Genomic DNA, 20,396 nt, shown 5'->3' with positions numbered 1-20,396 from the left:
CCTCACCAACAAGCTGATAGGCCGCGGGCTCATCCTTCACCGCCGGAGCTTTTAACCACCGTCCAGGAGGACGGAAGTGTTATCCGGTATTAGACCCCGTTTCCAGGGCTTGTCCCAGAGTGAAGGGCAGATTGCCCACGTGTTACTCACCCGTTCGCCACTAATCCCCACCGAAGTGGTTCATCGTTCGACTTGCATGTGTTAAGCACGCCGCCAGCGTTCGTCCTGAGCCAGGATCAAACTCTCCGTGAATGTTTCCCCGTACTCGGGGTGACACCACGAGAGCGGACCGGGCGGGAGGAATAGTCCCGTCCGGTCACAGCGTCCTCGCTGTGTTTTGTTTCAAAGGAACCTCGTCCCAACCATCAGATGACGGCCGGAAACGGGGTAATCAACATATCTGGCGTTGACTTTTGGCACGCTGTTGAGTTCTCAAGGAACGGACGCTTCCTTTGTACTCACCCTCTCGGGCTTTCCTCCGGGCGCTTCCCTTCGGTCTTGCTGTTTTGCTGTCTTGCGTTTCCGACTCTATCAGATCTTTCCGATCCGATTTCCTCGGGGTCTTGCTCGGTACTTCTTTCGCTTTCCGGCCTTTCGGCCTTCCTGCGGTGTTGACTCTATCAGATCCTTTCGGGCCTGATTCCCTGTCAACCGGGTTTGTCTTCCCGGCCTTTCGGTCGTTCCGACTGGTGAGACTTTAGCGGAATCCCGGCCCCCGACCTAATCGGGGTCCCGCTCTTTCGAACGTGGATTCCTCATTCCGTAAAGGCGTACGCGAACGGCGCGACGATAAGCGTCGAGCGTTTGAGTAGGTCCTGCGGAATGGCTGTCCGGGGCCGACCAGAGGCGGCGCTCACGTCGGACAACTCGGAGCACACTACGTACCGGGCCGGGGCGTGTCAACTTGGTGCCTCGGCCCGTCGGGCGGTCAGCTGTTGTTGCCGGAGGCCAGGGCGCGGCTGCGGTCGCGGGCCGCTTCGAGGGCGGCGATGAGGGCCGCGCGGACGCCGTGGTTCTCGAGCTCGCGGATGGCGTTGATCGTCGTACCGGCCGGGGAGGTGACGTTCTCGCGGAGCTTCACCGGGTGCTCCCCGCTGTCGCGGAGCATCGTGGCCGCGCCGATGGCGGACTGGACGATGAGGTCGTGGGCCTTGTCGCGGGGCAGGCCGAGCAGGATGCCGGCGTCCGTCATCGCCTCGACCAGGTAGAAGAAGTAGGCGGGGCCCGAGCCGGAGAGGGCGGTGCAGGCGTCCTGCTGGGATTCGGGGACGCGGAGGGTCTTGCCGACCGAGCCGAAGATCTCCTCGGCGTGGGTGAGGTGGGCGGCGGTCGCGTGCGTGCCGGCGGAGATGACGGACATGGCCTCGTCGACGAGGGCAGGGGTGTTCGTCATGACGCGGACGACCGGGGTGCCGGACTCCAGGCGCTCCTCGAAGAACGTCGTCGGGATGCCGGCCGCGCCGCTGATGACCAGGCGGTCGGCGGGGAGGTGCGGCGCGAGTTCGTCGAGCAGGGTGCCCATGTCCTGGGGCTTGACCGTGAGGATCAGGGTGTCCGCCTGCTTCGCGGCCTCCTGGTTGGTGACCGGGGTGACGCCGTAGCGGGTGCGGAGTTCTTCGGCGCGTTCGGGGCGGCGGGCCGTGACCATGAGGTCGGCGGGGTCCCAGCCGCCGCGGATCATGCCGCTGAGCAGGGCTTCGCCGATCTTGCCGGTGCCGAGTACGGCGAGCTTGTGGCGCGGGCTCTGACTCGTCTGGCTCGTCTGGGGCGTCTGGCTCATTCGGCTCGGGCCTTCCGTGTGCGCGTGTACTGCTGCGTCGTCCGGTCGCATCCTCGCATCGGGCGGGCCCGGCGGTCGGGGCTTGTCCGGTGGACGGACGGTTCGCCCGGACGGCGTACGGGGTGGGTCAGGCCGTGCGGCGGCGGAGGGTGGCCGCGCCGAGGGCGAGGACGAGGACGGCGCAGCCCGCGACGATCAGGGCGTCGCGGACGTAGAGGGCCGTGAGGTCGGTGTGGCGCAGGACCTCGTTCATGCCGTCGACCGCGTAGGACATCGGGAGGACGTTCGAGATCGCCTCCAGGGCCGGCTGCATCCTGTCGCGGGCGGTGAAGAGGCCGCAGAGGAGGAGCTGGGGGAAGATCACCGCTGGCATGAACTGGACGGCCTGGAACTCCGAGGCCGCGAACGCCGAGACGAAGAGGCCGAGGGCGGTGCCGAGCAGTGCGTCCAGGAGGGCGACGAGGAGCAGGAGCCAGGCCGAGCCGGTGACGTGCAGGTCCAGGGCCCAGAGGGCGAGGCCGGTGGCCATTGTCGACTGGACGATGGCGAGGGCGCCGAACGCGAGGGCGTACCCGGCGATCAGGTCGGCCTTGCCGAGCGGCATGGCGAGCAGGCGTTCGAGGGTGCCGCTGGTGCGTTCGCGGAGGGTCGCGATGGAGGTGACCAGGAACATCGTGATCAGCGGGAAGATGCCGAGGAGCGAGGCGCCGATGGAGTTGAAGGTGCCGGGGCTGCCGTCGAACACGTAACGGAGAAGGAAGAGCATCACGCAGGGGACCAGGAGCATCAGCGCGATGGTGCGCGGGTCGTGGCTGAGCTGGCGCAGGACGCGGGTGGCGGTGGCGGTGGTGCGGTACGCGTTCATGGTGGGTCCGTCCCGGGGGTGAGCGGGTCAGGGGGTGGCGTTCGCCGCGTCGACCAGGTGCAGGAACGCCTCTTCGACCGTGGGCGAGCCCGTGCTCGTACGCAGGGCTTCGGGGGTGCTTCCCCCGGCCTCCGGCCGGGAGGTGCCCCCGGCCAGGAATTCGCCGTCGCGCATGAGGAGGAGGCGGTGGCAGCGTTCGGCCTCGTCCATGACGTGGGACGAGACCAGGATCGTCGTGCCGCGGCTGGTCGCCAGATCGTGGAAGAGGTTCCAGAGGTCGCGGCGCAGGACCGGGTCCAGGCCCACCGTCGGCTCGTCGAGGACGAGGAGTTCGGGGGTGCCGAGCAGGGCGACGGCGAGGGAGACGCGGCTGAGCTGGCCGCCGGAGAGGTTGCCGGCGAGGGCGTCCGCGTGGGTGGTGAGGTCTACGTCGCTCAGGACGCGGTCGATGTCCGTGCGGCGGCGTGCGGCCGCGGCGCGGCCGGGTTCGAGGACCGCGGCGAAGTAGTCCAGATTCTGCCGCACGGTCAGGTCGAGGTAGACGGACGGGGCCTGGGTGACGTAGCCGACGCGGTCGCGGAGGGAGGCATGGCCCGCCGGTTTGCCGAGGACCTCGAGCGCGCCCGTGACCTTGGCCTGGGTGCCGACCAGGGCGCGCATCAGGGTCGACTTCCCGCAGCCGGAGGGGCCGAGGAGGCCGGTGATCCGGCCGCGCGGAACGGTGAAGTCGAGGCCGTGCAGGACGGTGCGGGGGCCGCGGACGACGGTGAGGCCCGTGGCGTGGACGGCGGGGGTGACGGCTTCCCGGGTGCCTGTGCCGGTGCCAGTACCTGTGCCGGTGCCAGCACCTGTGCCGGTGCCAGTACCCGTGCCGGTACCGGCGCCCGTCCCGGAGGAGCTGGAGTTTTTATTCATCACATGGTGAATATGCTCCCGTCGACGCCGCCCGGTCAAGAGGTCGGGTTGCGGAGGACCGTCAGCTCCAGGGCGTAGGCGTCGTCGACGATGCCGTCGGGGAAGCGGGTGAGGAGGTGGGCGCGTTCGGCCGCCAGGATCGGGGCGGAGCGTTCGGGGCCGAGGACCGCGAAGTAGGAGCGGCTGCTCAGGTGGTCCAGGTGCAGGTCCATCGGGATGCGGCGGGACCAGTGCAGGCGGCGGAAGACCGGGGTGGCGGGCAGGCCGAGCGCGTCGATGAGGGCGGGTGCGTCGGTGGCGACGCCGTGGCGGTGGTAGCCCGGGAGCGCCTCCTGGAGGCGGGCCTCCTGGGCGACGGTCCACTCGGCGTCCGGGTCCGGCACGTTCCACCAGACGGCGAGCGCGCCGCCCGGCCGCAGCACGCGCAACGCCTCCGGGACCGAGCGGGCCGGGTCGGTCCAGTGCCAGGACTGGGCGTACGTGACGAGGTCGACGCAGGCGTCAGCGAACGGCAGCGCGTCGCCGTCGGCGCGGACCAGGGGGACGTCGGGCAGGGCGCGGCGGAGTTCGGCGCCCATGCCGGGGCCCGGCTCGACGGCGGTGACGCGGGCGCCGCGGTCGCGCAGGAGACGGGTGGCGATGCCGGTGCCGGCGCCGATGTCGAGGGTGCGGGCACCGCGCAGGTCCAGCGCGGCCAACTCCTGCACCGCGTCGAACAGCTCGGGCGGATAGCTGGGGCGGGCGGCGGCGTACTGGGCGGCGACGGTGTCGAAGGAGAGGGCGAAGTCGGGGGCGGGGGTGTTGGGGGTGGCCGGGGGCTCGGGGTGTCTGCGGGGCTCGGGGGGTCTGGGGAGCTCGGAGTGCCTGGGGGGCTCGGGGTGCCTGCGGAGCTCGGGGTGCCTGCGGGGCTCGGGGGGCCTGCGGGGCTCGGGGTGTCGGGGGCGGCCGGTGTTTCTGAGGTACCTGCGGCGTCCCGCGTCCCTGGAGCGTCAGCGGCGCCCAGCCTTCGCGGGCTGTCCGTGGTGTCCGGCGTCCCTGGGCTGTCCGTGGTGTCCGGCGTCCCTGGGCTGTCCGTCTTGTTCGGCGGGTCGGAGGCGTTCGGCGGCTGGTTCGTCATGGGGGCCATGGTCGCGCCGGGGTCCCCGGGGCAGCTACCGGGTGGCTCAGCGCTTCTTTTTGTTCCGGGGTTTCTTGGCCGGGTTGCCCGCGCGGCGGGCGGTGCGGCGCTCGTACTGGTCGCGAGCGGTCTCGTACTCCTGCCTGCGGAGCTTCTCGCCCGGGGCCTCGGTCAGGCAGCGCAGGGCGTGGGCGACGAGGACGCCGACGAAGCCGATGGTCATGAAGCCGCGCAGGGACGCCTGGCGCTCCGGGTCGGGGCGCTGGGTGAAGCCGCTCCAGGTGCGGGTGAAGGCGAAGGCGCTGCAGACCGCGAACATGACGACGACCAGGACGTTCACGAAGGAGCCGACGTCCGCGATGGCGAGCCCCTGATAGGCGAGGCGCAGCACGAGGCACCCGGCCGCGGCGGCGACGAGCGCGCCCACGCCGACGGCGGCGCGGCGCAGCGCGTAGCCGCCGCTGTGGTCCACCCAGGTCGTCCCGAAGAAACGGATCTCTTCGGGACGGGGGCCGCCCGTACCTGTATCGGTGGTGCCTGTACCCGTGTCGGTGGTGCCTGTGCCGGTGCCGGTTTCGTCGCTCACGGGTCGATTATCGCCGGGCGGCGGGTGAGGTCAGGCGCAGCGGGGGGCCACGTAGCCGTCGCTGCCGGTGTGCACGTAGGAGTCGGAGATGTACTCGCCGACGCCGATGCAGTCCCAGATGTTGGTGGTGCCGTAAGGGCCGGTGACCCACTGGCCGGGCTTCTGGCAGTTGATGGTGACGCGCGCGCCCAGCGGCAGGCGGCGGACCACGCGGTACTGGGTGCCGGGGCCGCTGCGCACGTTCACGTTGTAGCCCGGGGCCACCGCGTAGGAGGCGGCGGCCGCCGCGAGCCCCTCCGCCGCCACCGCCGCGTCGTCCGCCGCCGGTGCGTTCTCGATCGCCATGTCCGTCTCCCCCGTCGATCGTCGATCATGAAACTTCGAAGTCCCGATCATCGAACAGGGGTCGTTCAGCGTTTGTTGAGCCCCCGTTGCGATGGTGTGTGGGCGGAGGCTAGCAAGCCTCGCCGGTCCCGGACGAACCTTCGACTAGGCTCCGTGCGTCGCGCGCACACGGAGATCACGTACGACGTCGGACGGGATCGGGCACGACGATCACGACGACATCCACGGGGGTGGACATGCCGTCACGGCCGAGCATCGGGCCCGACGCGGAAGCGGAAGTTCCGGAGTATGCCGGGCACTACCGTCTGGAGGAGCGCCTCGGCGCGGGCGGCATGGGTGTGGTGCATCTGGCGCGTTCGGCGACCGGGCTGCCGCTCGCGGTGAAGGTGGTGCACACGGAGTTCGCCAAGGACCCGGAGTTCAGGGGCCGCTTCCGGCAGGAGGTGGCGGCGGCGCGGCGGGTCAGCGGGGCCTTCACGGCGTCCGTGGTGGACGCCGACCCGGACGCCGAGCGGCCCTGGATGGCGACCCTGTACATCCCCGGCCCGACCCTCGCCGACCACGTCAAACGGAACGGTCCGCTGACGCCCGCCCAGCTGCGGCACGTCACGGCGGGGCTCGCGGAGGCGCTGCGCGACATCCACCGGGTGGGTGTGGTGCACCGGGATCTGAAGCCCAGCAATGTGCTGCTCGCCGAGGACAGCCCGAAGGTCATCGACTTCGGGATCTCGCGGCCGAAGGACAGTGAGCTGCGCACCGAGACCGGGAAGCTGATCGGCACGCCGCCGTTCATGGCGCCGGAGCAGTTCCGGCGGCCGCGGGAGGTCGGTCCGGCGGCGGACGTGTTCGCGCTCGGCTCGGTGCTCGTGCACGCGGCGACCGGGCGCGGGCCGTTCGACTCGGACAGCCCGTACCTCGTCGCGTACCAGGTCGTGCACGACGAGCCGGATGTGACCGGGGTGCCCGAGGAGCTGGCGCCGCTGGTGCTGCGCTGCCTGGCGAAGGAGCCGGAGGATCGGCCGACGCCGGATGAGTTGATGGCGGAGATGCGGGCGCTGTCCGCCAGGTATGACACGCAGTCGTTTGCGGCGGGGTTCTTTACGGACTCGTCGGCGGGTTCTTCGGCGGGGGCCTCGGCGGGTTTTTCGGCGGGCTCAGCGGAGGGCTTCTCGGGGCGCTCAGCGGAGGGCTTCTCGGCGGGCTCAGCGGAGGGCTACTCGGGGCGCTCAGCGGGGGGCTTCTCGGCGGACTCACCGGCGGGTTTCTCGGCGGGCTCAGCGGAGGGCTACTCGGCGGGCTCAGCGGCGGATGTCTCGGTGGTCTCAGCGGAGGGCTACTCGGAAGGCTCAGCGGCGGGTCGGCCGCTGATACCGGCGCAGCGGGGGCCGTTGGAGCCGGTCAGTTACCCCGGGCCCGGCCTGGAGTCCGCGCCCGAGCCCGCGCAGGAGTCGCGGCCCGGGTCCGGACCCGTACCCGTACCCGTACTCGAATCCGCGTCCGGGGCCGGGGCGCAGGGGAAGGCGTCCGGCGGCCGTCTTCGTACTCGTGTCCGGGCCGCCGTCATAGGCGGTCTCGCGCTCTGCGGCGCCCTGGCCGCGGCGGTTCTGGCCCTGGTGCCGCACGCCGCCGAGGAGGCGCCCGCGCCCCGTACGGCGGAGGTCGCGTCGCACGCCTGGAACCGGCAGGTCGGTTCGGGCCCCGGGACGGCGTGCTCGTACGGGGAAGGGGCCTTGCGCTGTGCGGCGCCCGGGGTGCTTGCCGCGTCGCTCGACCCGCGCGACGGCACGGTGCTATGGCTGCGCAAGGCGTCCGGCCCCGCCGACGGCAACGCGCCCGCGCCCGTACTCGCGGGTGGCCTGCTCCAGGTCGTCTCGGCGGACGGCGCACGGCTGCTCGCGCTCGACCCGGAGACCGGCAGAACCCGCTGGTCGAAGGAGGTGTCGGCGTACCAAAGCCAGGTGCAGCCGGTAGGCGATACGGTCCTGCTCGCGGCCCCCGACGGCACGCTGGCCGCGCTCGACGCGAGAACCGGCGAGCAGCGCTGGCGGCACACGTTGCCGACGCCGCAGCCGGTGCTCTCGTACCCCGGCGGCGCCCTGGCCTACGTCGTCACGATGGCAGCTGACGGGGTGAATACGCAGGTCAGCGCGGTGGATCCGGCGACGGGGGCGGTGCGCTGGCAGCGCGAGTCGCCGGGTTCGGCGACTCCGGTGGGCGTGAGCGGCGACGTGGTGTGGTGCGCGCGGCGCGGGCCGGACGGGGCGACGGTGGGCCTGACCGGACACCGCCTCTCCGACGGAACGGTCACCCGGCGCGTCCGCCTGACCCTGCCGCTGTCCCAGGCGACGGTGTCGGTCCATGCCGGCAAGGCGTATCTGCTCGCGGCGGGCGGGGCGCTGGTCGCCCAGGACCTGACCTCCGGGAAGCAGCTTTGGCGCTCGGAGACGTCGGTGAGCAGGGGTTCGGCGCCGAGTGTCGACAGCCGGGGGCACGTCTACGCGACGGCCCCGGACGGCCGCCTCCTGGCCCTCGCCCCGGACACGGGCCGTCCTCTGGGCCAGACGCGGCCCCGCCCGGGAGCCCATGCGGACCGGGTGGTGGCGGACCTGCCGTCCCCTGTGACGGCCGGTGGCCGGGTCTACGCGAGCGCGCCCGACGGCACGGTCTTCGCAGCGGACGGCGGCCGCCCGCAGGACTGGTGAGGTCCGGGCGGACGGCCGAGTACGTGCGTCTGAGCGCTGGGCGCGCAGCGCTGGGCGCTCGGCGTTCGTGAGGCTCGGCGCGCTCGGCGCTCGGACTTCTCGGCGCTCAGCGCACCCGGCGCTGAGCCTTCTCAGCGCTCAGCGCTCTTGGCGCCCAGCATCCTCGGCGCTCGGCACACTCGGCGCTCAGCCTTCTCGGCCCTCAGCGCACTCGGCGCACTCCGCGCTCAGCCGCATTCGGCGCCCAGCCTTCTCCGCGCTCAACGCACTCGGCGCCCAGTCTCCTCGGCCCGCAGCGCACTCGACGCACTCGACGCACTCGACGCACTCGACGCACTCGACGCCCAGCCTCCTCCGCGCCCAGCGCACTCGGCGCCCAACCCTCCTCGGCGCCCAGCCTCCCCCTCCCTCACCACACTCCGCGCCCAGCCTCCCCTCGCTCACCACCCTCGGCGCTCGACTCTTCTCTCTCCTCAGCCGAGCTTTGAGACGTCGCGGACGGCGCCGCGGTCCGCGCTGGTGGCCATGGCGGCGTAGGCGCGGAGGGCGGCGGAGACCTTGCGCTGGCGGGACTTGGGGGCGTAGACGCCGCCCAGGGCCTCGCGGCGCGCGGCCAGCTCCTCCTCCGGCACGAGCAGCTCGATGGAGCGGCCCGGGATGTCGATACGGATGCGGTCGCCGTCCTCGACGAGGGCGATGGCGCCACCGGCGGCGGCCTCGGGCGAGGCGTGGCCGATGGACAGGCCCGACGTGCCGCCGGAGAAGCGGCCGTCCGTGACGAGCGCGCAGGCCTTGCCCAGGCCGCGGCCCTTCAGGTACGAGGTCGGGTACAGCATCTCCTGCATGCCCGGGCCGCCCTTGGGGCCCTCGTAGCGGATGACGACGACGTCGCCCTCCTTGACCTGCTTGAGCAGGATCTTCTCGACGGCCTCCTCCTGCGACTCGCAGACGACGGCCGGGCCCTCGAAGGTCCAGATGGACTCGTCGACGCCGGCGGTCTTCACGACGCAGCCGTCCTCGGCGATGTTGCCCTTGAGGACGGCGAGGCCGCCGTCCTCGGAGTAGGCGTGGGCGATGTCGCGGATGCAGCCGTTCGCCGCGTCCGTGTCGAGAGTGTCCCAGCGCTCGGACTGCGAGAAGGCCTCGGCGGAGCGCTTGCAGCCCGGGGCGGCGTGCCACAGCTCGACGGCCTCCTCGGAGGGCGAACCGCCGCGCACGTCCCAGGTGCCCAGCCACTCCTTGATGGAGGAGGAGTGGACGGTGTGCACGTCCTCGTGGAGCAGACCGCCGCGGTACAGCTCGCCGAGGATCGCGGGGATGCCGCCGGCGCGGTGGACGTCCTCCATGTAGTACGTGCCGCCGGGCGCCACGTTCGGGGCGACCTTCGACAGGCAGGGGACGCGGCGCGAGACGGCGTCCATGTCGGCGAGCGTGTAGTCCAGCTCGGCCTCCTGCGCGGCGGCCAGCAGGTGGAGGATCGTGTTGGTGGAGCCGCCCATGGAGATGTCGAGCGCCATGGCGTTGTCGAAGGCGGCGCGGGTGGCGATGGAGCGCGGCAGCACGGAGTCGTCGTCACCGTCGTAGTACCGCTTGGCGATGTCGACGACCGTCTCCCCCGCCTTCTCGTACAGGGCCTTGCGGGCGGTGTGGGTGGCAAGGACGGAGCCGTTGCCCGGCAGGGACAGGCCGATGGCCTCGGTCAGGCAGTTCATGGAGTTGGCGGTGAACATGCCGGAACAGGACCCGCACGTAGGACAGGCGTTCTCCTCGATACGGAGGATGTCCTCGTCGGAGACGTTCTCGTCGACGGCGTCGCTGATGGCGTTGACGAGGTCCAGCTTCCGCACGGTGCCGTCGACGAGGGTGGCCTTGCCGGCCTCCATGGGGCCGCCGGAGACGAAGACCGTCGGGATGTTGAGCCGCAGGGCGGCGTTGAGCATGCCCGGAGTGATCTTGTCGCAGTTGGAGATGCAGACCAGGGCGTCCGCGCAGTGCGCCTCGACCATGTACTCGACGGAGTCGGCGATGAGGTCGCGCGAGGGCAGGCTGTAGAGCATGCCGCCGTGCCCCATGGCGATGCCGTCGTCGACGGCGATGGTGTTGAACTCGCGGGGGATACCGCCCGCGGCGCGCACGGCGTCGCTGACGATGCGGCCCACGGGGGCGAGGTGCGTGTGCCCGGGCACGAACTCGGTGAACGAGTTGGCCACGGCGATGATCGGCTTCCGGCCGATGTCCGCACCGGGTACACCGGAGGCGCGCATAAGGGCGCGGGCGCCCGCCATGTTGCGGCCGTGGGTGACTGTGCGGGACCTCAGCTCGGGCATCGTCGCTCGCTCCTTCAGACGGAAAAGTCAGCGTCTTCAGACATAAAAGACTGCGTCCGACCCTACGCCGCCCCTCCAAGATCCGGACATGGCGTCCGAATGCCGGGACGCCCGTCTCACGACAACTACAACCACGACCACGACCGCTGCCGCTGCCGCTACCGAACCCCGGTCAGATGTCCTTGCACGACGGGCGCGAGCCGCGCGACGAGCACCTCGACGTCAACGGAGGCCAACGGCTCGACCTTGATCACATACCGGAGCATGGCGGTCCCCACCAATTGCGCGGCGGCGAGCGAGGCCCGCAACTCGGCCTCCTGCTCACCCACGTCAAGACGCTGCCCGATACGAGCCAGCAACTGGGCGGCGACGAGCCGCCGGAACACGCCCGCGGCGACCTCGTTGTTGACGGCGGACCGCACGACGGCGAGGACGGGCGCCCTGGTCACAGGGGACTCCCAGACACCGAAGATGAACCGGGTCAACTGCTCACCGATGCCGTCGAGCGGCCCGTCGGCCAGGGCAGAGGGCGCCTCGAAGGCGGGGGCGAGGGCGGTCTCCACCGAGGCGGCGAACACCTGCTCCTTGGTCCCGAAGTAGTGATGCACGAGGGCGGAGTCGACCCCGGCGGCCTTGGCGATCCCGCGTACGGAGGTCTTCTCGTACCCACACTCGGCAAATTCCTCCCGAGCGGCATGGAGAATCCGCTCGCGGGTCCCGGGCTCGCCAGCCGCACCGCTCTCACTCCGGGAGGGCCGCCCCCGCCGCCGAACGGGCTCGCTCATGAACGCGGCACTCGCACCGCGGAGGCCAGTTGCAGCCGCGTGAAGGCGAGGGCCTCCGCGAGATCGGCCTCACGCTCGGCGCTGGACATGGCCCGCCGTGTATTGACCTCGATCACCACATGCCCGTCGAACCCGCTGACGGCAAGCCGCTCCAACAACTCGGCACAAGGCTGCGTGCCCCGCCCGGGCACCAGATGCTCATCCTTGTTGGACCCGTTCCCGTCGGCCAGATGCACATGACCGAGCCGGTCCCCCATGCGGTCGATCATCTGCATGGCGTCCGTACGGGCGGTGGCGGTATGGCTCAGATCCACGGTGAAGTGCCGGTAGTCGTCCTTCGTGACATCCCAGTCAGGCGCATAGGCGAGCATCTCGCGATCCCGGTACCGCCACGGATACATGTTCTCGACGGCGAACCGCACATCCGTCTCATCGGCCATGCGCCAGATACCGCTGACAAAGTCCCGGGCGTAATTGCGCTGCCACCGGAAGGGCGGATGCACCACGACGGTCGAAGCCCCGAGCTTCTCCGCCGCGGCCTTGGCGCGCTGCAGCTTCACCCAGGGATCGGTCGACCACACCCGCTGCGTGATCAGCAGACATGGCGCGTGCACGGCCAGGATCGGAATGCGGTGATAGTCGCTCAGCCGCCGCAGCGCCTCGATGTCCTGGCTGACGGGATCGGTCCAGACCATGACCTCGACGCCGTCGTAGCCCAGGCGCGCGGCGATCTCGAAGGCCGTCGCCGTCGACTCCGGATACACCGAGGCGGTCGACAGGGCGACCTTCGCATCCGGGATGCGCACCACTGGTTCTGCCACGCAGACAGAGTACGGGGCCCTTGCCGGGCGGGGGGAGGTGGTTCGTGCCCCCGGGGGTTACCGTGTGCGGCTCTTCACAGTGCTGCGCGCCGGCCACCTGCCCCGGGGCTCCGCCCCGGACCCCCTCCTCAAACGCCGGAGGGGCTGGAACTGGGGGCCTCGGTTCAGCGGCGACAGCGGTCAGATGAGTCGCGACGGGAGGGGCCGGTCGGGGCATGCCCGCCCGCAGCACATCAGCACGCGGTGACGAGGCCCGAAGCAACCGGCGATGCCATCAAGATGGCGAGGACGGACATGCCCCGACCGGCCCCGGACCCGTGAACACACCTGTCGGCCCAAGACGGAAAGCCGCGCACAAGATCAACCAGGCAGATGATCGAGCCGCCGCAGGATGACCCCTTCGCGCAGCGCCCACGGACAGACCTCGAGCGTCTCGACCCCGAACAGATCCATCGCCCCCTCCGCCACCAGCGCCCCCGCGAGCAGCTGCCCGGCCCGCCCCTCGGAAACCCCGGGCAACTCCCCCCGCTCCGCGACAGTCATCGCCCCGAGCCGAGGCACCCAGTCCTCCAACGACTTCCGCTTCAACTCCCGCTGCACATACACACCCTCAGCGGAGCGAGCCGCCCCGGCCAGCCGCGCCAACTGCTTGAACGTCTTCGACGTAGCCACCACATGATCCGGCGCCCCGAACCGACTGAACTCCCCCACGGTCCGCGCGATCTCCGCCCGCACATGCCGTCGCAACGCCTTCACGTCGGCGGGATCCGGCGGATCCCCGGGCAGCCAGGAGGCGGTCAGCCGCCCGGCCCCGAGCGGCAGCGACACCGCGGCGTCGGGCTCCTCGTCCATCCCGTACGCGATCTCCAGGGACCCGCCCCCGATGTCGAGGACGAGCAGGGTCCCGGCGGACCACCCGAACCACCGCCGCACGGCGAGGAAGGTGAGCCGCGCCTCTTCCTCCCCGCTCAGCACCCGCAGCTCGACCCCGGTCTCCTCCTTGACCCGGGCAAGCACCTCGTCCGCGTTGCTGGCCTCCCGCACGGCGGAGGTGGCGAAGGGCAGCAGATCCTCGACGCCTTTGTCCTCGGCGGCCTCCAGGGCGTCGAGGACGGTACGAACGAGGCGCTCGACCCCTTCGGCGCCTATCGCCCCACGGTCGTCGAGGAGTTGAGCGAGGCGCAAGTCCGCCTTGTGCGAGTGCGCGGGCAGCGGCCGGGCACCCCCGTGCGCGTCCACCACGAGCAGATGGACCGTATTCGAACCCACGTCGAGGACACCGAGTCTCATATAAGGAACGCTACTGCGCACACGTGCCCGCTCATGGGCCGCAGAGGTCATCTCGTCCCCCTCGGCGCGCTTACTCTGGAACGGTGCCAAAGACGAAAAAGGCCAAGACCGACAAGGCAGACAAAGCTGACAAGAAGTCGGCGAAGCGAAAGAACCAGCCGGAACAGCTCCTCCAGATCCAGCCGACCCCTCCAAGGGCGGCAGGAGAGCTGGAGGCGGCGCCGGACGAGAAGGGAATCGACTTCCCGCGCGCGTGGGTCGAGTTCCCGGACCCGGCAGACGACGAGCAGGTCTTCCGCTGTGATCTGACATGGCTGACCTCTCGTTGGACCTGCATCTTCGGCAGCGGCTGCCAGGGCATCCAGGCGGGCCGCGCGGACGACGGCTGCTGCACGCTCGGCGCGCACTTCTCGGACGAGGACGACGAGAAGCGGGTGGCGGAACACGTGGCACGCCTGACGCCCGACATCTGGCAGCACCACGCGGTGGGCACGAAGACGGGCTGGGTGTCGGAGGACGAGGACGGCGAGCGCCAGACGCGCCCGTACAAGGGCTCGTGCATCTTCCAGAACCGCCCGGGGTTCGCGGGCGGCATGGGCTGCTCCCTGCACATCCTGGCGATGAAGGAGGGCAGGGAGCCGCTGGAGACGAAGCCGGACGTGTGCTGGCAGCTGCCGGTCCGCAGGACGTACGAGTGGATCGACCGCCCGGACGACACGCGGGTGCTGCAGGTCTCGATCGGCGAGTACGACCGCAGGGGCTGGGGCCCGGGCGGCCATGACCTGCACTGGTGGTGCACGTCGGCGACGTCTGCCCATGGCGCGGGGGACCCGGTGTACGTCTCGTACCGTCCGGAGCTGATCGAGCTGATGGGCAAGGACGGCTACGACAAGCTGGTGGAGCTCTGCGAGGAGCGCCTGGCGGCGGCGCCGAAGGGCCGCCCGCTGCCGGCGGCGCACCCGGCGGACCCGCGCGCATAGCCCGCACGCCTACGGCGTGGCGCTCCCGGACCCGGCCGGGTCGGAAGGCACGGTCGACGGATCGGTCCCGCCGGGATCACTCGGCCCGGGGTCGCTGGGCCCCGGGTCACTCGGCCCGGGATCGCTGGGCCCCGGATCACTCGGCCCGGGGTCACTCGGCCCGGGATCACTGGGCCCCGGGTCACTGGGCCCGGGATCGCTCGTCCCAGGGTCACTGGGCCCCGGATCACTGGGCCCGGTCCCCCCGCCGGACCCGGGCCCATGCCCATGCCCGTGTCCGGGCCCATGGCTGGACCCGTGCCCGCCCCCGTGCCCGGGATGCGAACTCCCCCACCGCCCGTACCCCTCGATGGAGATGACGGCCCCGGACGGATCGATGCCGACGCGCGCGCTCCAGTGCCCGTACGGCTCGCGGCTCTGGTCGACGTAGACCTGGAGGGTGACGGACGCCCCGGGCTGGAGCGTCCCGGAGGTCTGGCTGAGGCGGAGCCAGGACGCGGGGGTGTGCGCGGCCCAGTGGACGGCGGAGCTGCCGGACGCGGTGAGGGTGATGAGGGTGGTGCCGCCGCTGGGCTGCGCCTCGACGGTGAGCCGCCCGGGCCCGGTGCCGCCCGCGCGCGTGGGGGGCGAGATGACCTCGACGGAGACGTCGTCGGCCGCGTGCTTGGGGTCGCGGCCGAAGCGGGGGTCCGGGGTGGTCCGGGCGTTGCCCGCGTTCTCGTACGTGTCACCGCTGCGCTCACCGGCCGGACCGCCCGGGTCCCCGGCCTCACCGGCGCTGACGGAGCGCCCGTCGGTGCCCTCGCCGGTGAGCGGCGCGCCCCGGTAGGCGGCCCAGAGGGCGATGACGGGGGCGGCGACGACGGTGGCGACGACGGTCGTGGTGACGGCACGCGCGCGGAGCCGGTCGCGCCGGGCGGCGCGGTCCTTGGGGTCCATGGGGAACCCGAGCCGGTCGAAGCGGGGCGCGGCACCGTGCCGGCGCGGGGCGTGCATGGCGTGGTGGAGGGCGGCGCGCGGGGCGTCGACGAGGGGCAGGGCGGCGGGGGTGACGGAGGTGCCGGGCCAGGTGCCGGGGGCGGCGCGCTCGGCGGTGCGGCGGCAGCGGGGGCAGTCGTCGACGTGCCGGACGAGTTCGCGGCGCAGGGCGGAGGAGAGCAGGAGCTGGTTGTCGCCGGTGAGGCGGGCGACGCTGGGGCAGGTGCCGGTCTGGACGACGGCGAGGGCGGCGCGGGTCCGCTCGACCTCGCAGGCGGCGGCCGCGAGGAGCTCGCGGGTGGCGCCGGGGTCGGAGCCGAGGACGGCGGCGACCTCGCGCGGGGAGAGCTGGTGGCGGACGGCGAGTTCGAGGGCCTCGCGCTGCTCGGGGGTGGTGCCGGCGGCTTCGGGCCAGGCGAGGAGGGCGAGTTGCCGCCGCCGCTCCTGCTTGAGGAGCGCGTCCTCGCCCGGCCCGGAGCCGCTGGTGCCGGGCGCGGGGGCGGCGGCGCCGGGGGCGGCTGCGGGCGCGGGCTCGGCGGGACGGATCTTCCCCGCGTCGCCGTTCTTGCCCGCACCGTTCTTGCCCGCGCCGTGCGTGGCCTGCCGCTGCCGCTTGGCCTCGGCGAGCCGCCGCAGGCAGGACCAGCGGGCGAGCGCGTAGAGCCAGGCTCTGCGGTCGGTGTCGGAGTCGGCGGCGGGGGCGCGGGAGCCGCGGCGCTCGGCGAGGGCGAGGGCGTCGCCGAGGGCGGTGACCGCCTCGTCGTGGTCGCAGAGGACGGAGAGGCAGTACGTGAACAGGCCGTCGAGACATGGCTCGTAGCGGGCGGGCGGGCGCTGCGGGACGGCGCGCGGCACCGGCCGCCTCGCCCCGGTGCGCTGGGCCCGGTGTGCGCCGGTGGTCTGGGTGGGGGTTTCCGGCCTGCTGCTCATCACCCGTGCGACCGTAGGCGGCGGGCGCGAACCTCTTACGCCCCCTTGCACACTTTTAATCCTTACGGGTGAAACGATCCCTCAAAAGGGGACAGGAACCCCTTATTCCGTGGCCAGCACGGCTACGCGGGGCAACGGCCAGGGGCAAGGTCACCTTGGATACCCGCCCCCGCGCACGGCCCGGCGGTTCGCCTCCGCGCACGGCCCGGCGGGGCGCTGTCAGTGGCGCCCGCTACGGTTCCCTCCATGGCTGCCCGTACGAAATCCGCGAAGGACCGCCCGTCCTACCGCTGCACCGAATGCGGCTGGCAGACGGCCAAGTGGCTGGGCCGCTGCGCCGAGTGCCAGGCGTGGGGGACGATCGAGGAGTATGGCGCGCCCGCGGTGCGCACGACCGCCCCCGGCCGCGTCACGACGTCCGCGCTGCCCATCGGCCAGGTCGACGGCAAGCAGGCGACGGCCCGCAGCACGGGCGTGCCCGAGCTGGACCGGGTGCTCGGCGGCGGCCTCGTACCGGGCGCGGTGGTCCTGCTCGCGGGCGAGCCGGGCGTCGGCAAGTCCACGCTGCTCCTGGACGTGGCGGCGAAGGCGGCCGACGCGGAGCACAGGACGCTCTACGTGACGGGCGAGGAGTCGGCGTCGCAGGTCAGGATGCGGGCCGACCGCATCAAGGCGATCGACGACCACCTCTACCTGGCGGCGGAGACGGACCTGTCGGCGGTGCTCGGCCACTTGGACGCGGTCAAGCCGTCCCTGCTGATCATGGACTCGGTGCAGACGGTGGCGTCGCCCGAGATCGACGGGGCGCCCGGCGGCATGGCCCAGGTCCGCGAGGTCGCGGGCGCGCTGATCCGGGCCTCGAAGGAGCGCGGCATGTCCACGCTGCTCGTGGGACACGTCACGAAGGACGGCGCGATCGCGGGCCCGCGCCTCCTCGAACACCTCGTGGACGTGGTCCTGAACTTCGAGGGCGACCGGCACGCGCGCCTGCGCCTGGTACGCGGCGTGAAGAACCGGTACGGGACGACGGACGAGGTGGGCTGCTTCGAGCTGCACGACGAGGGCATCACCGGCCTCGCCGACCCGTCGGGCCTGTTCCTGACGCGCCGCGACGAGCCGGTCCCCGGCACCTGTCTGACCGTCACCCTCGAAGGCCGCCGCCCGCTGGTGGCCGAGGTCCAGGCGCTCACGGTGGACTCGCAGATCCCCTCGCCGCGCCGGACGACGTCGGGCCTGGAGACGTCCCGCGTGTCGATGATGCTCGCCGTCCTCGAACAGCGGGGCCGGATCAGCGCCTTGGGCAAGAGGGACATCTACTCGGCGACGGTCGGCGGCGTGAAGCTCACCGAACCCGCCGCCGACCTGGCCGTCGCCCTCGCGCTCGCCTCCGCCGCGAGCGACACCCCGCTGCCGAAGAACCTGGTGGCGATCGGAGAAGTGGGCCTGGCGGGCGAGGTCAGGCGGGTCACCGGGGTGCAGCGCAGACTGGCCGAGGCGCACCGTCTCGGCTTCACCCACGCGCTGGTTCCGGGCGATCCGGGCAAGATCCCCGCCGGTATGAAGGTCCTGGAAGTCGCCGATATAGGGGACGCGCTGCGGGTACTGCCCAAGAGCCGTCGGCGAGAGGCCCCACGGGAGACGGAGGAGCGCCGGTAGACTTTGCCCTGGTCTCGCCTGTGCGTGCGAACGCGACAACCGTACGAACGCGGCAAACGCAAGGGCGGCGCCCCAGAGTCTGCGATCCGGAGGAGTGCAGTGGCAGCCAACGACCGGGCGGCAGCTCCCGGCAAGTCCGGAGGGAGCTCCGGCGCGGACGCCTCGATGCGCGCCGCGCTGAGCGCCGTGGCGCCCGGGACGGGCCTGCGGGACGGTCTGGAGCGGATCCTCCGTGGCAACACCGGCGGGCTCATCGTCCTCGGCTCCGACAAGACGGTCGAGTCGATGTGCACCGGCGGTTTCGTCCTCGACGTGGAGTTCACGGCCACGCGCCTGCGTGAGCTGTGCAAGCTCGACGGCGGCATCGTGGTCTCCTCCAACCTCGACAAGATCCTGCGCGCCGGTGTCCAGCTGGTCCCGGACCCGATGATCCCCACCGAGGAGACCGGCACCCGGCACCGCACCGCGGACCGCGTGAGCAAGCAGGTCAATTTCCCGGTCGTGTCGGTCTCGCAGTCGATGCGGCTGATCGCTCTCTACGTGGACGGGCAGCGGCGTGTGCTCGAGGACTCGGCCGCGATTCTGTCGCGGGCCAACCAGGCCCTCGCCACCCTGGAGCGCTACAAGCTCCGCCTCGACGAGGTCGCGGGCACGCTCTCCGCGCTGGAGATCGAGGACCTCGTCACCGTCCGGGACGTCACGGCCGTCGCCCAGCGCCTGGAGATGGTGCGCCGCATCGCCACCGAGATCGCCGAGTACGTGGTGGAGCTCGGCACCGACGGACGCCTCCTCGCGCTCCAGCTCGACGAGTTGATCGCGGGCGTCGAGCCCGAGCGTGAACTCGTCGTACGGGACTACGTGCCCGAGCCGACGGCCAAGCGGTCCCGCACGGTCGACGAGGCGCTCGTCGAACTGGACGCGCTGCACCACGGCGAACTCCTCGAACTGCCGACCGTGGCGCGGGCCCTGGGGTACACCGGCTCCCCCGAGGCGCTCGACTCGGCGGTGTCGCCGCGCGGCTTCCGCCTCCTCGCGAAGGTGCCTCGGCTGCCCGGCGCGATCATCGACCGCCTCGTCGAGCACTTCGGCGGCCTGCAGAAGCTGCTCGCCGCCAGCGTGGACGACCTGCAGACGGTGGACGGGGTCGGGGAGGCGCGGGCGCGGAGCGTCCGGGAGGGGTTGTCCAGGCTGGCGGAGTCGTCGATCTTGGAGCGGTACGTCTGACGGTGCCGCTCTTCAGCTCCTCTGACCCCAGCCCCCCTGATCTGAGCCCCTCCGATCTGAGCCCCTCCGGCGATTGAGGAGCGGGGTCCGGGGCGGAGCCCCGTGGCGGTGAGCCGAGCCCCGCCCCAGGACTCAGCTCAGTCCGACTTCAGGACGAACGACGCCCGGGCGGCCGCCAGTTGGGCCCCCTTGACCTCGACCAGGTAAGTGCCCGGCCCCGCCGCCCCCGCCGCAGGAGTCGCACACCGCGGAGCGCTCGGCTCGCGGTCCCACGTCAGCGTCTGCGTGACCTTGCCGCCCGCCGGGACCCTGAGCACGATGCCGCCCGTACCCGTCGGGCAGTCCTCGGACGACCAGTACGCGTCGTCGTCGTCCGCCTTCGTGATCGTCACGACCGCCGTCTTCGGGCCGAGATCGACCTTGCAGTCCTTGTCGGTGGTGTTCTTGACGGCCAGTTCGAGCTTCGGCTTGGCGCCGGGGCCGTACGAGTTGTGGATGCTGCGCACGGCGAGGGTCACGCCGCCGGTCGTGCAGTCGGGCAGGGTCGAGCCGGCCGGGACCACGTCGCCGGAGGTCGAAGTGGAGCCGCCGCCATAGCCGTTGCCGCCGCCCTTGCCGCTGCCGCCGGCACCGGCCGCGCTGCCGCCCGCCGAACCGCCCGCGCCGCCCGCGCCGCCGCTCGCACCGTCACCGTCGCCCGCGTCGTCGCCCGATCCGCCGCCGGAGCCGGAGCCGCCGCCCGAGGACGATCCGCCCGACTCGTCGCGGCCGCCCGGGTGTTCGGTGATCGCGGGGCCCGTACCGGACGGGCCCGGCGTGATGACGTCCGTCGGGTGCTTGCCGTTGGAACCGTCGGCGCCGTTGTTCCCGCCCCCGCCGCCCAAGTTGACGATCCATACGACGAGCAGCGCCAGGAGCACGACAATGGACGCCAGAACCACCCTCCTGCGCCAGTAGATGGAGGAGGGAAGCGGCCCGATCGGATTGCGCAGAGATCCCACGCCCCAAACCTTACGACCGAACGGGCGTTGTCCAGCGCTCACCCGCCGCCCCACGCGTCAAGTTTTCCGGATCATCATCACGCAGGCGTGCCGT

At 71.8% G+C, this 20,396-nt stretch carries 16 protein-coding genes and 1 rRNA gene; 4 read left to right on the top strand and 13 right to left on the bottom strand.

Going from position 1 to position 20,396, the window contains the following annotated elements; genetic code table 11:
• From N5I75_RS29485 to N5I75_RS29455, 7 genes are all read right to left on the bottom strand, one after another.
• Positions 1-252: ribosomal RNA gene (locus N5I75_RS29485) — 16S ribosomal RNA — on the bottom strand; the annotation flags it as partial.
• Between the two features lie 676 nt (positions 253-928).
• Positions 929-1,780 (bottom strand): pyrroline-5-carboxylate reductase, encoded by an 852-nt coding sequence (gene proC / locus N5I75_RS29480; RefSeq protein ID WP_476682307.1) that lies wholly within the window; start codon positions 1,778-1,780, stop codon positions 929-931.
• Positions 1,781-1,907: 127 nt separating this feature from the next.
• Positions 1,908-2,645, bottom strand: a complete 738-nt coding sequence (locus N5I75_RS29475) for an ABC transporter permease (RefSeq protein WP_476682305.1) — start codon at positions 2,643-2,645, stop codon at positions 1,908-1,910.
• A 27-nt stretch (positions 2,646-2,672) separates the two neighbouring features.
• Positions 2,673-3,560: an ABC transporter ATP-binding protein gene (locus N5I75_RS29470; protein ID WP_476682303.1), complete on the bottom strand. Its 888-nt coding sequence runs from the start codon at positions 3,558-3,560 to the stop codon at positions 2,673-2,675.
• Between the two features lie 35 nt (positions 3,561-3,595).
• A complete protein-coding gene (locus N5I75_RS29465; RefSeq protein ID WP_476682301.1) occupies positions 3,596-4,258 on the bottom strand; it encodes a class I SAM-dependent methyltransferase in 663 nt (220 codons plus the stop codon).
• 465 nt (positions 4,259-4,723) lie between these two features.
• Positions 4,724-5,263 (bottom strand): EamA/RhaT family transporter, encoded by a 540-nt coding sequence (locus N5I75_RS29460; protein ID WP_476682299.1) that lies wholly within the window; start codon positions 5,261-5,263, stop codon positions 4,724-4,726.
• A 30-nt stretch (positions 5,264-5,293) separates the two neighbouring features.
• Positions 5,294-5,608, bottom strand: coding sequence for an SH3 domain-containing protein (locus N5I75_RS29455; protein WP_476682297.1), 315 nt, complete (start codon positions 5,606-5,608; stop codon positions 5,294-5,296).
• A gap of 236 nt (positions 5,609-5,844) precedes the next feature.
• On the opposite strand from N5I75_RS29455, the gene N5I75_RS29450 reads away from it, so the two are divergent.
• On the top strand, positions 5,845-8,310 hold the full coding sequence (locus N5I75_RS29450; RefSeq protein ID WP_476682295.1) for an outer membrane protein assembly factor BamB family protein: 2,466 nt from the start codon (positions 5,845-5,847) through the stop codon (positions 8,308-8,310).
• 473 nt (positions 8,311-8,783) lie between these two features.
• Here the strand turns inward: N5I75_RS29450 and ilvD are convergent, their stop codons facing one another.
• The 4 genes from ilvD to N5I75_RS29430 form a co-directional block, all read right to left on the bottom strand.
• Positions 8,784-10,637, bottom strand: a complete 1,854-nt coding sequence (ilvD, locus tag N5I75_RS29445) for a dihydroxy-acid dehydratase (RefSeq protein WP_476682293.1) — start codon at positions 10,635-10,637, stop codon at positions 8,784-8,786.
• 158 nt (positions 10,638-10,795) lie between these two features.
• Complete coding sequence (locus N5I75_RS29440) at positions 10,796-11,422, bottom strand: TetR/AcrR family transcriptional regulator (protein ID WP_476682291.1); 627 nt, start codon at positions 11,420-11,422, stop codon at positions 10,796-10,798.
• Positions 11,419-12,243 (bottom strand): sugar phosphate isomerase/epimerase family protein, encoded by an 825-nt coding sequence (locus N5I75_RS29435; RefSeq protein ID WP_398200581.1) that lies wholly within the window; start codon positions 12,241-12,243, stop codon positions 11,419-11,421. The genes N5I75_RS29440 and N5I75_RS29435 overlap by 4 nt, the downstream gene beginning before the upstream one ends.
• Positions 12,244-12,603: 360 nt before the next feature.
• On the bottom strand, positions 12,604-13,533 hold the full coding sequence (locus N5I75_RS29430; protein WP_476682288.1) for a Ppx/GppA family phosphatase: 930 nt from the start codon (positions 13,531-13,533) through the stop codon (positions 12,604-12,606).
• Positions 13,534-13,709: 176 nt separating this feature from the next.
• On the opposite strand from N5I75_RS29430, the gene N5I75_RS29425 reads away from it, so the two are divergent.
• Complete coding sequence (locus tag N5I75_RS29425; protein WP_476682378.1) at positions 13,710-14,513, top strand: DUF3109 family protein; 804 nt, start codon at positions 13,710-13,712, stop codon at positions 14,511-14,513.
• A 9-nt stretch (positions 14,514-14,522) separates the two neighbouring features.
• On the opposite strand, the gene N5I75_RS29420 is transcribed toward N5I75_RS29425, so the two are convergent.
• Positions 14,523-16,421, bottom strand: a complete 1,899-nt coding sequence (locus tag N5I75_RS29420; RefSeq protein ID WP_476682376.1) for a BACON domain-containing protein — start codon at positions 16,419-16,421, stop codon at positions 14,523-14,525.
• Between the two features lie 246 nt (positions 16,422-16,667).
• Between N5I75_RS29420 and radA the strand changes: the two genes are divergently transcribed.
• Together radA and disA are read left to right on the top strand one after the other, a co-directional pair.
• Positions 16,668-18,077 carry a DNA repair protein RadA gene (gene radA, locus N5I75_RS29415; RefSeq protein WP_476682286.1) on the top strand — a complete coding sequence of 470 codons (1,410 nt, stop codon included), beginning with the start codon at positions 16,668-16,670 and terminating at the stop codon, positions 18,075-18,077.
• Between the two features lie 99 nt (positions 18,078-18,176).
• Entirely contained in the window at positions 18,177-19,301 is a 1,125-nt protein-coding gene (disA, locus tag N5I75_RS29410; RefSeq protein ID WP_476682284.1) for a DNA integrity scanning diadenylate cyclase DisA, read from the top strand.
• 137 nt (positions 19,302-19,438) lie between these two features.
• Here disA and N5I75_RS29405 read toward each other — a convergent pair whose 3' ends face one another.
• Entirely contained in the window at positions 19,439-20,302 is an 864-nt protein-coding gene (locus N5I75_RS29405; protein ID WP_476682282.1) for a hypothetical protein, read from the bottom strand.
• Positions 20,303-20,396 lie beyond the last annotated feature (94 nt).

The organism is Streptomyces sp. R818 (assembly GCF_056172735.1).
This window is presented reverse-complemented; position numbering and strand designations above follow the sequence as displayed.

Excerpts from the sequence above, each read along its gene's own strand:
- proC (WP_476682307.1), bottom strand. The coding sequence starts at position 1,780 with ATGAGCCAGACGCCCCAGACGAGCCAGACGAGTCAGAGCCCGCGCCAC.
- N5I75_RS29475 (WP_476682305.1), bottom strand. The coding sequence starts at position 2,645 with ATGAACGCGTACCGCACCACCGCCACCGCCACCCGCGTCCTGCGCCAG.
- N5I75_RS29470 (WP_476682303.1), bottom strand. The coding sequence starts at position 3,560 with ATGAATAAAAACTCCAGCTCCTCCGGGACGGGCGCCGGTACCGGCACG.
- N5I75_RS29455 (WP_476682297.1), bottom strand. The coding sequence starts at position 5,608 with ATGGCGATCGAGAACGCACCGGCGGCGGACGACGCGGCGGTGGCGGCG.
- N5I75_RS29450 (WP_476682295.1), top strand. The coding sequence starts at position 5,845 with ATGCCGTCACGGCCGAGCATCGGGCCCGACGCGGAAGCGGAAGTTCCG.
- ilvD (WP_476682293.1), bottom strand. The coding sequence starts at position 10,637 with ATGCCCGAGCTGAGGTCCCGCACAGTCACCCACGGCCGCAACATGGCG.
- N5I75_RS29440 (WP_476682291.1), bottom strand. The coding sequence starts at position 11,422 with ATGAGCGAGCCCGTTCGGCGGCGGGGGCGGCCCTCCCGGAGTGAGAGC.
- N5I75_RS29430 (WP_476682288.1), bottom strand. The coding sequence starts at position 13,533 with ATGAGACTCGGTGTCCTCGACGTGGGTTCGAATACGGTCCATCTGCTC.
- N5I75_RS29420 (WP_476682376.1), bottom strand. The coding sequence starts at position 16,421 with ATGAGCAGCAGGCCGGAAACCCCCACCCAGACCACCGGCGCACACCGG.
- radA (WP_476682286.1), top strand. The coding sequence starts at position 16,668 with ATGGCTGCCCGTACGAAATCCGCGAAGGACCGCCCGTCCTACCGCTGC.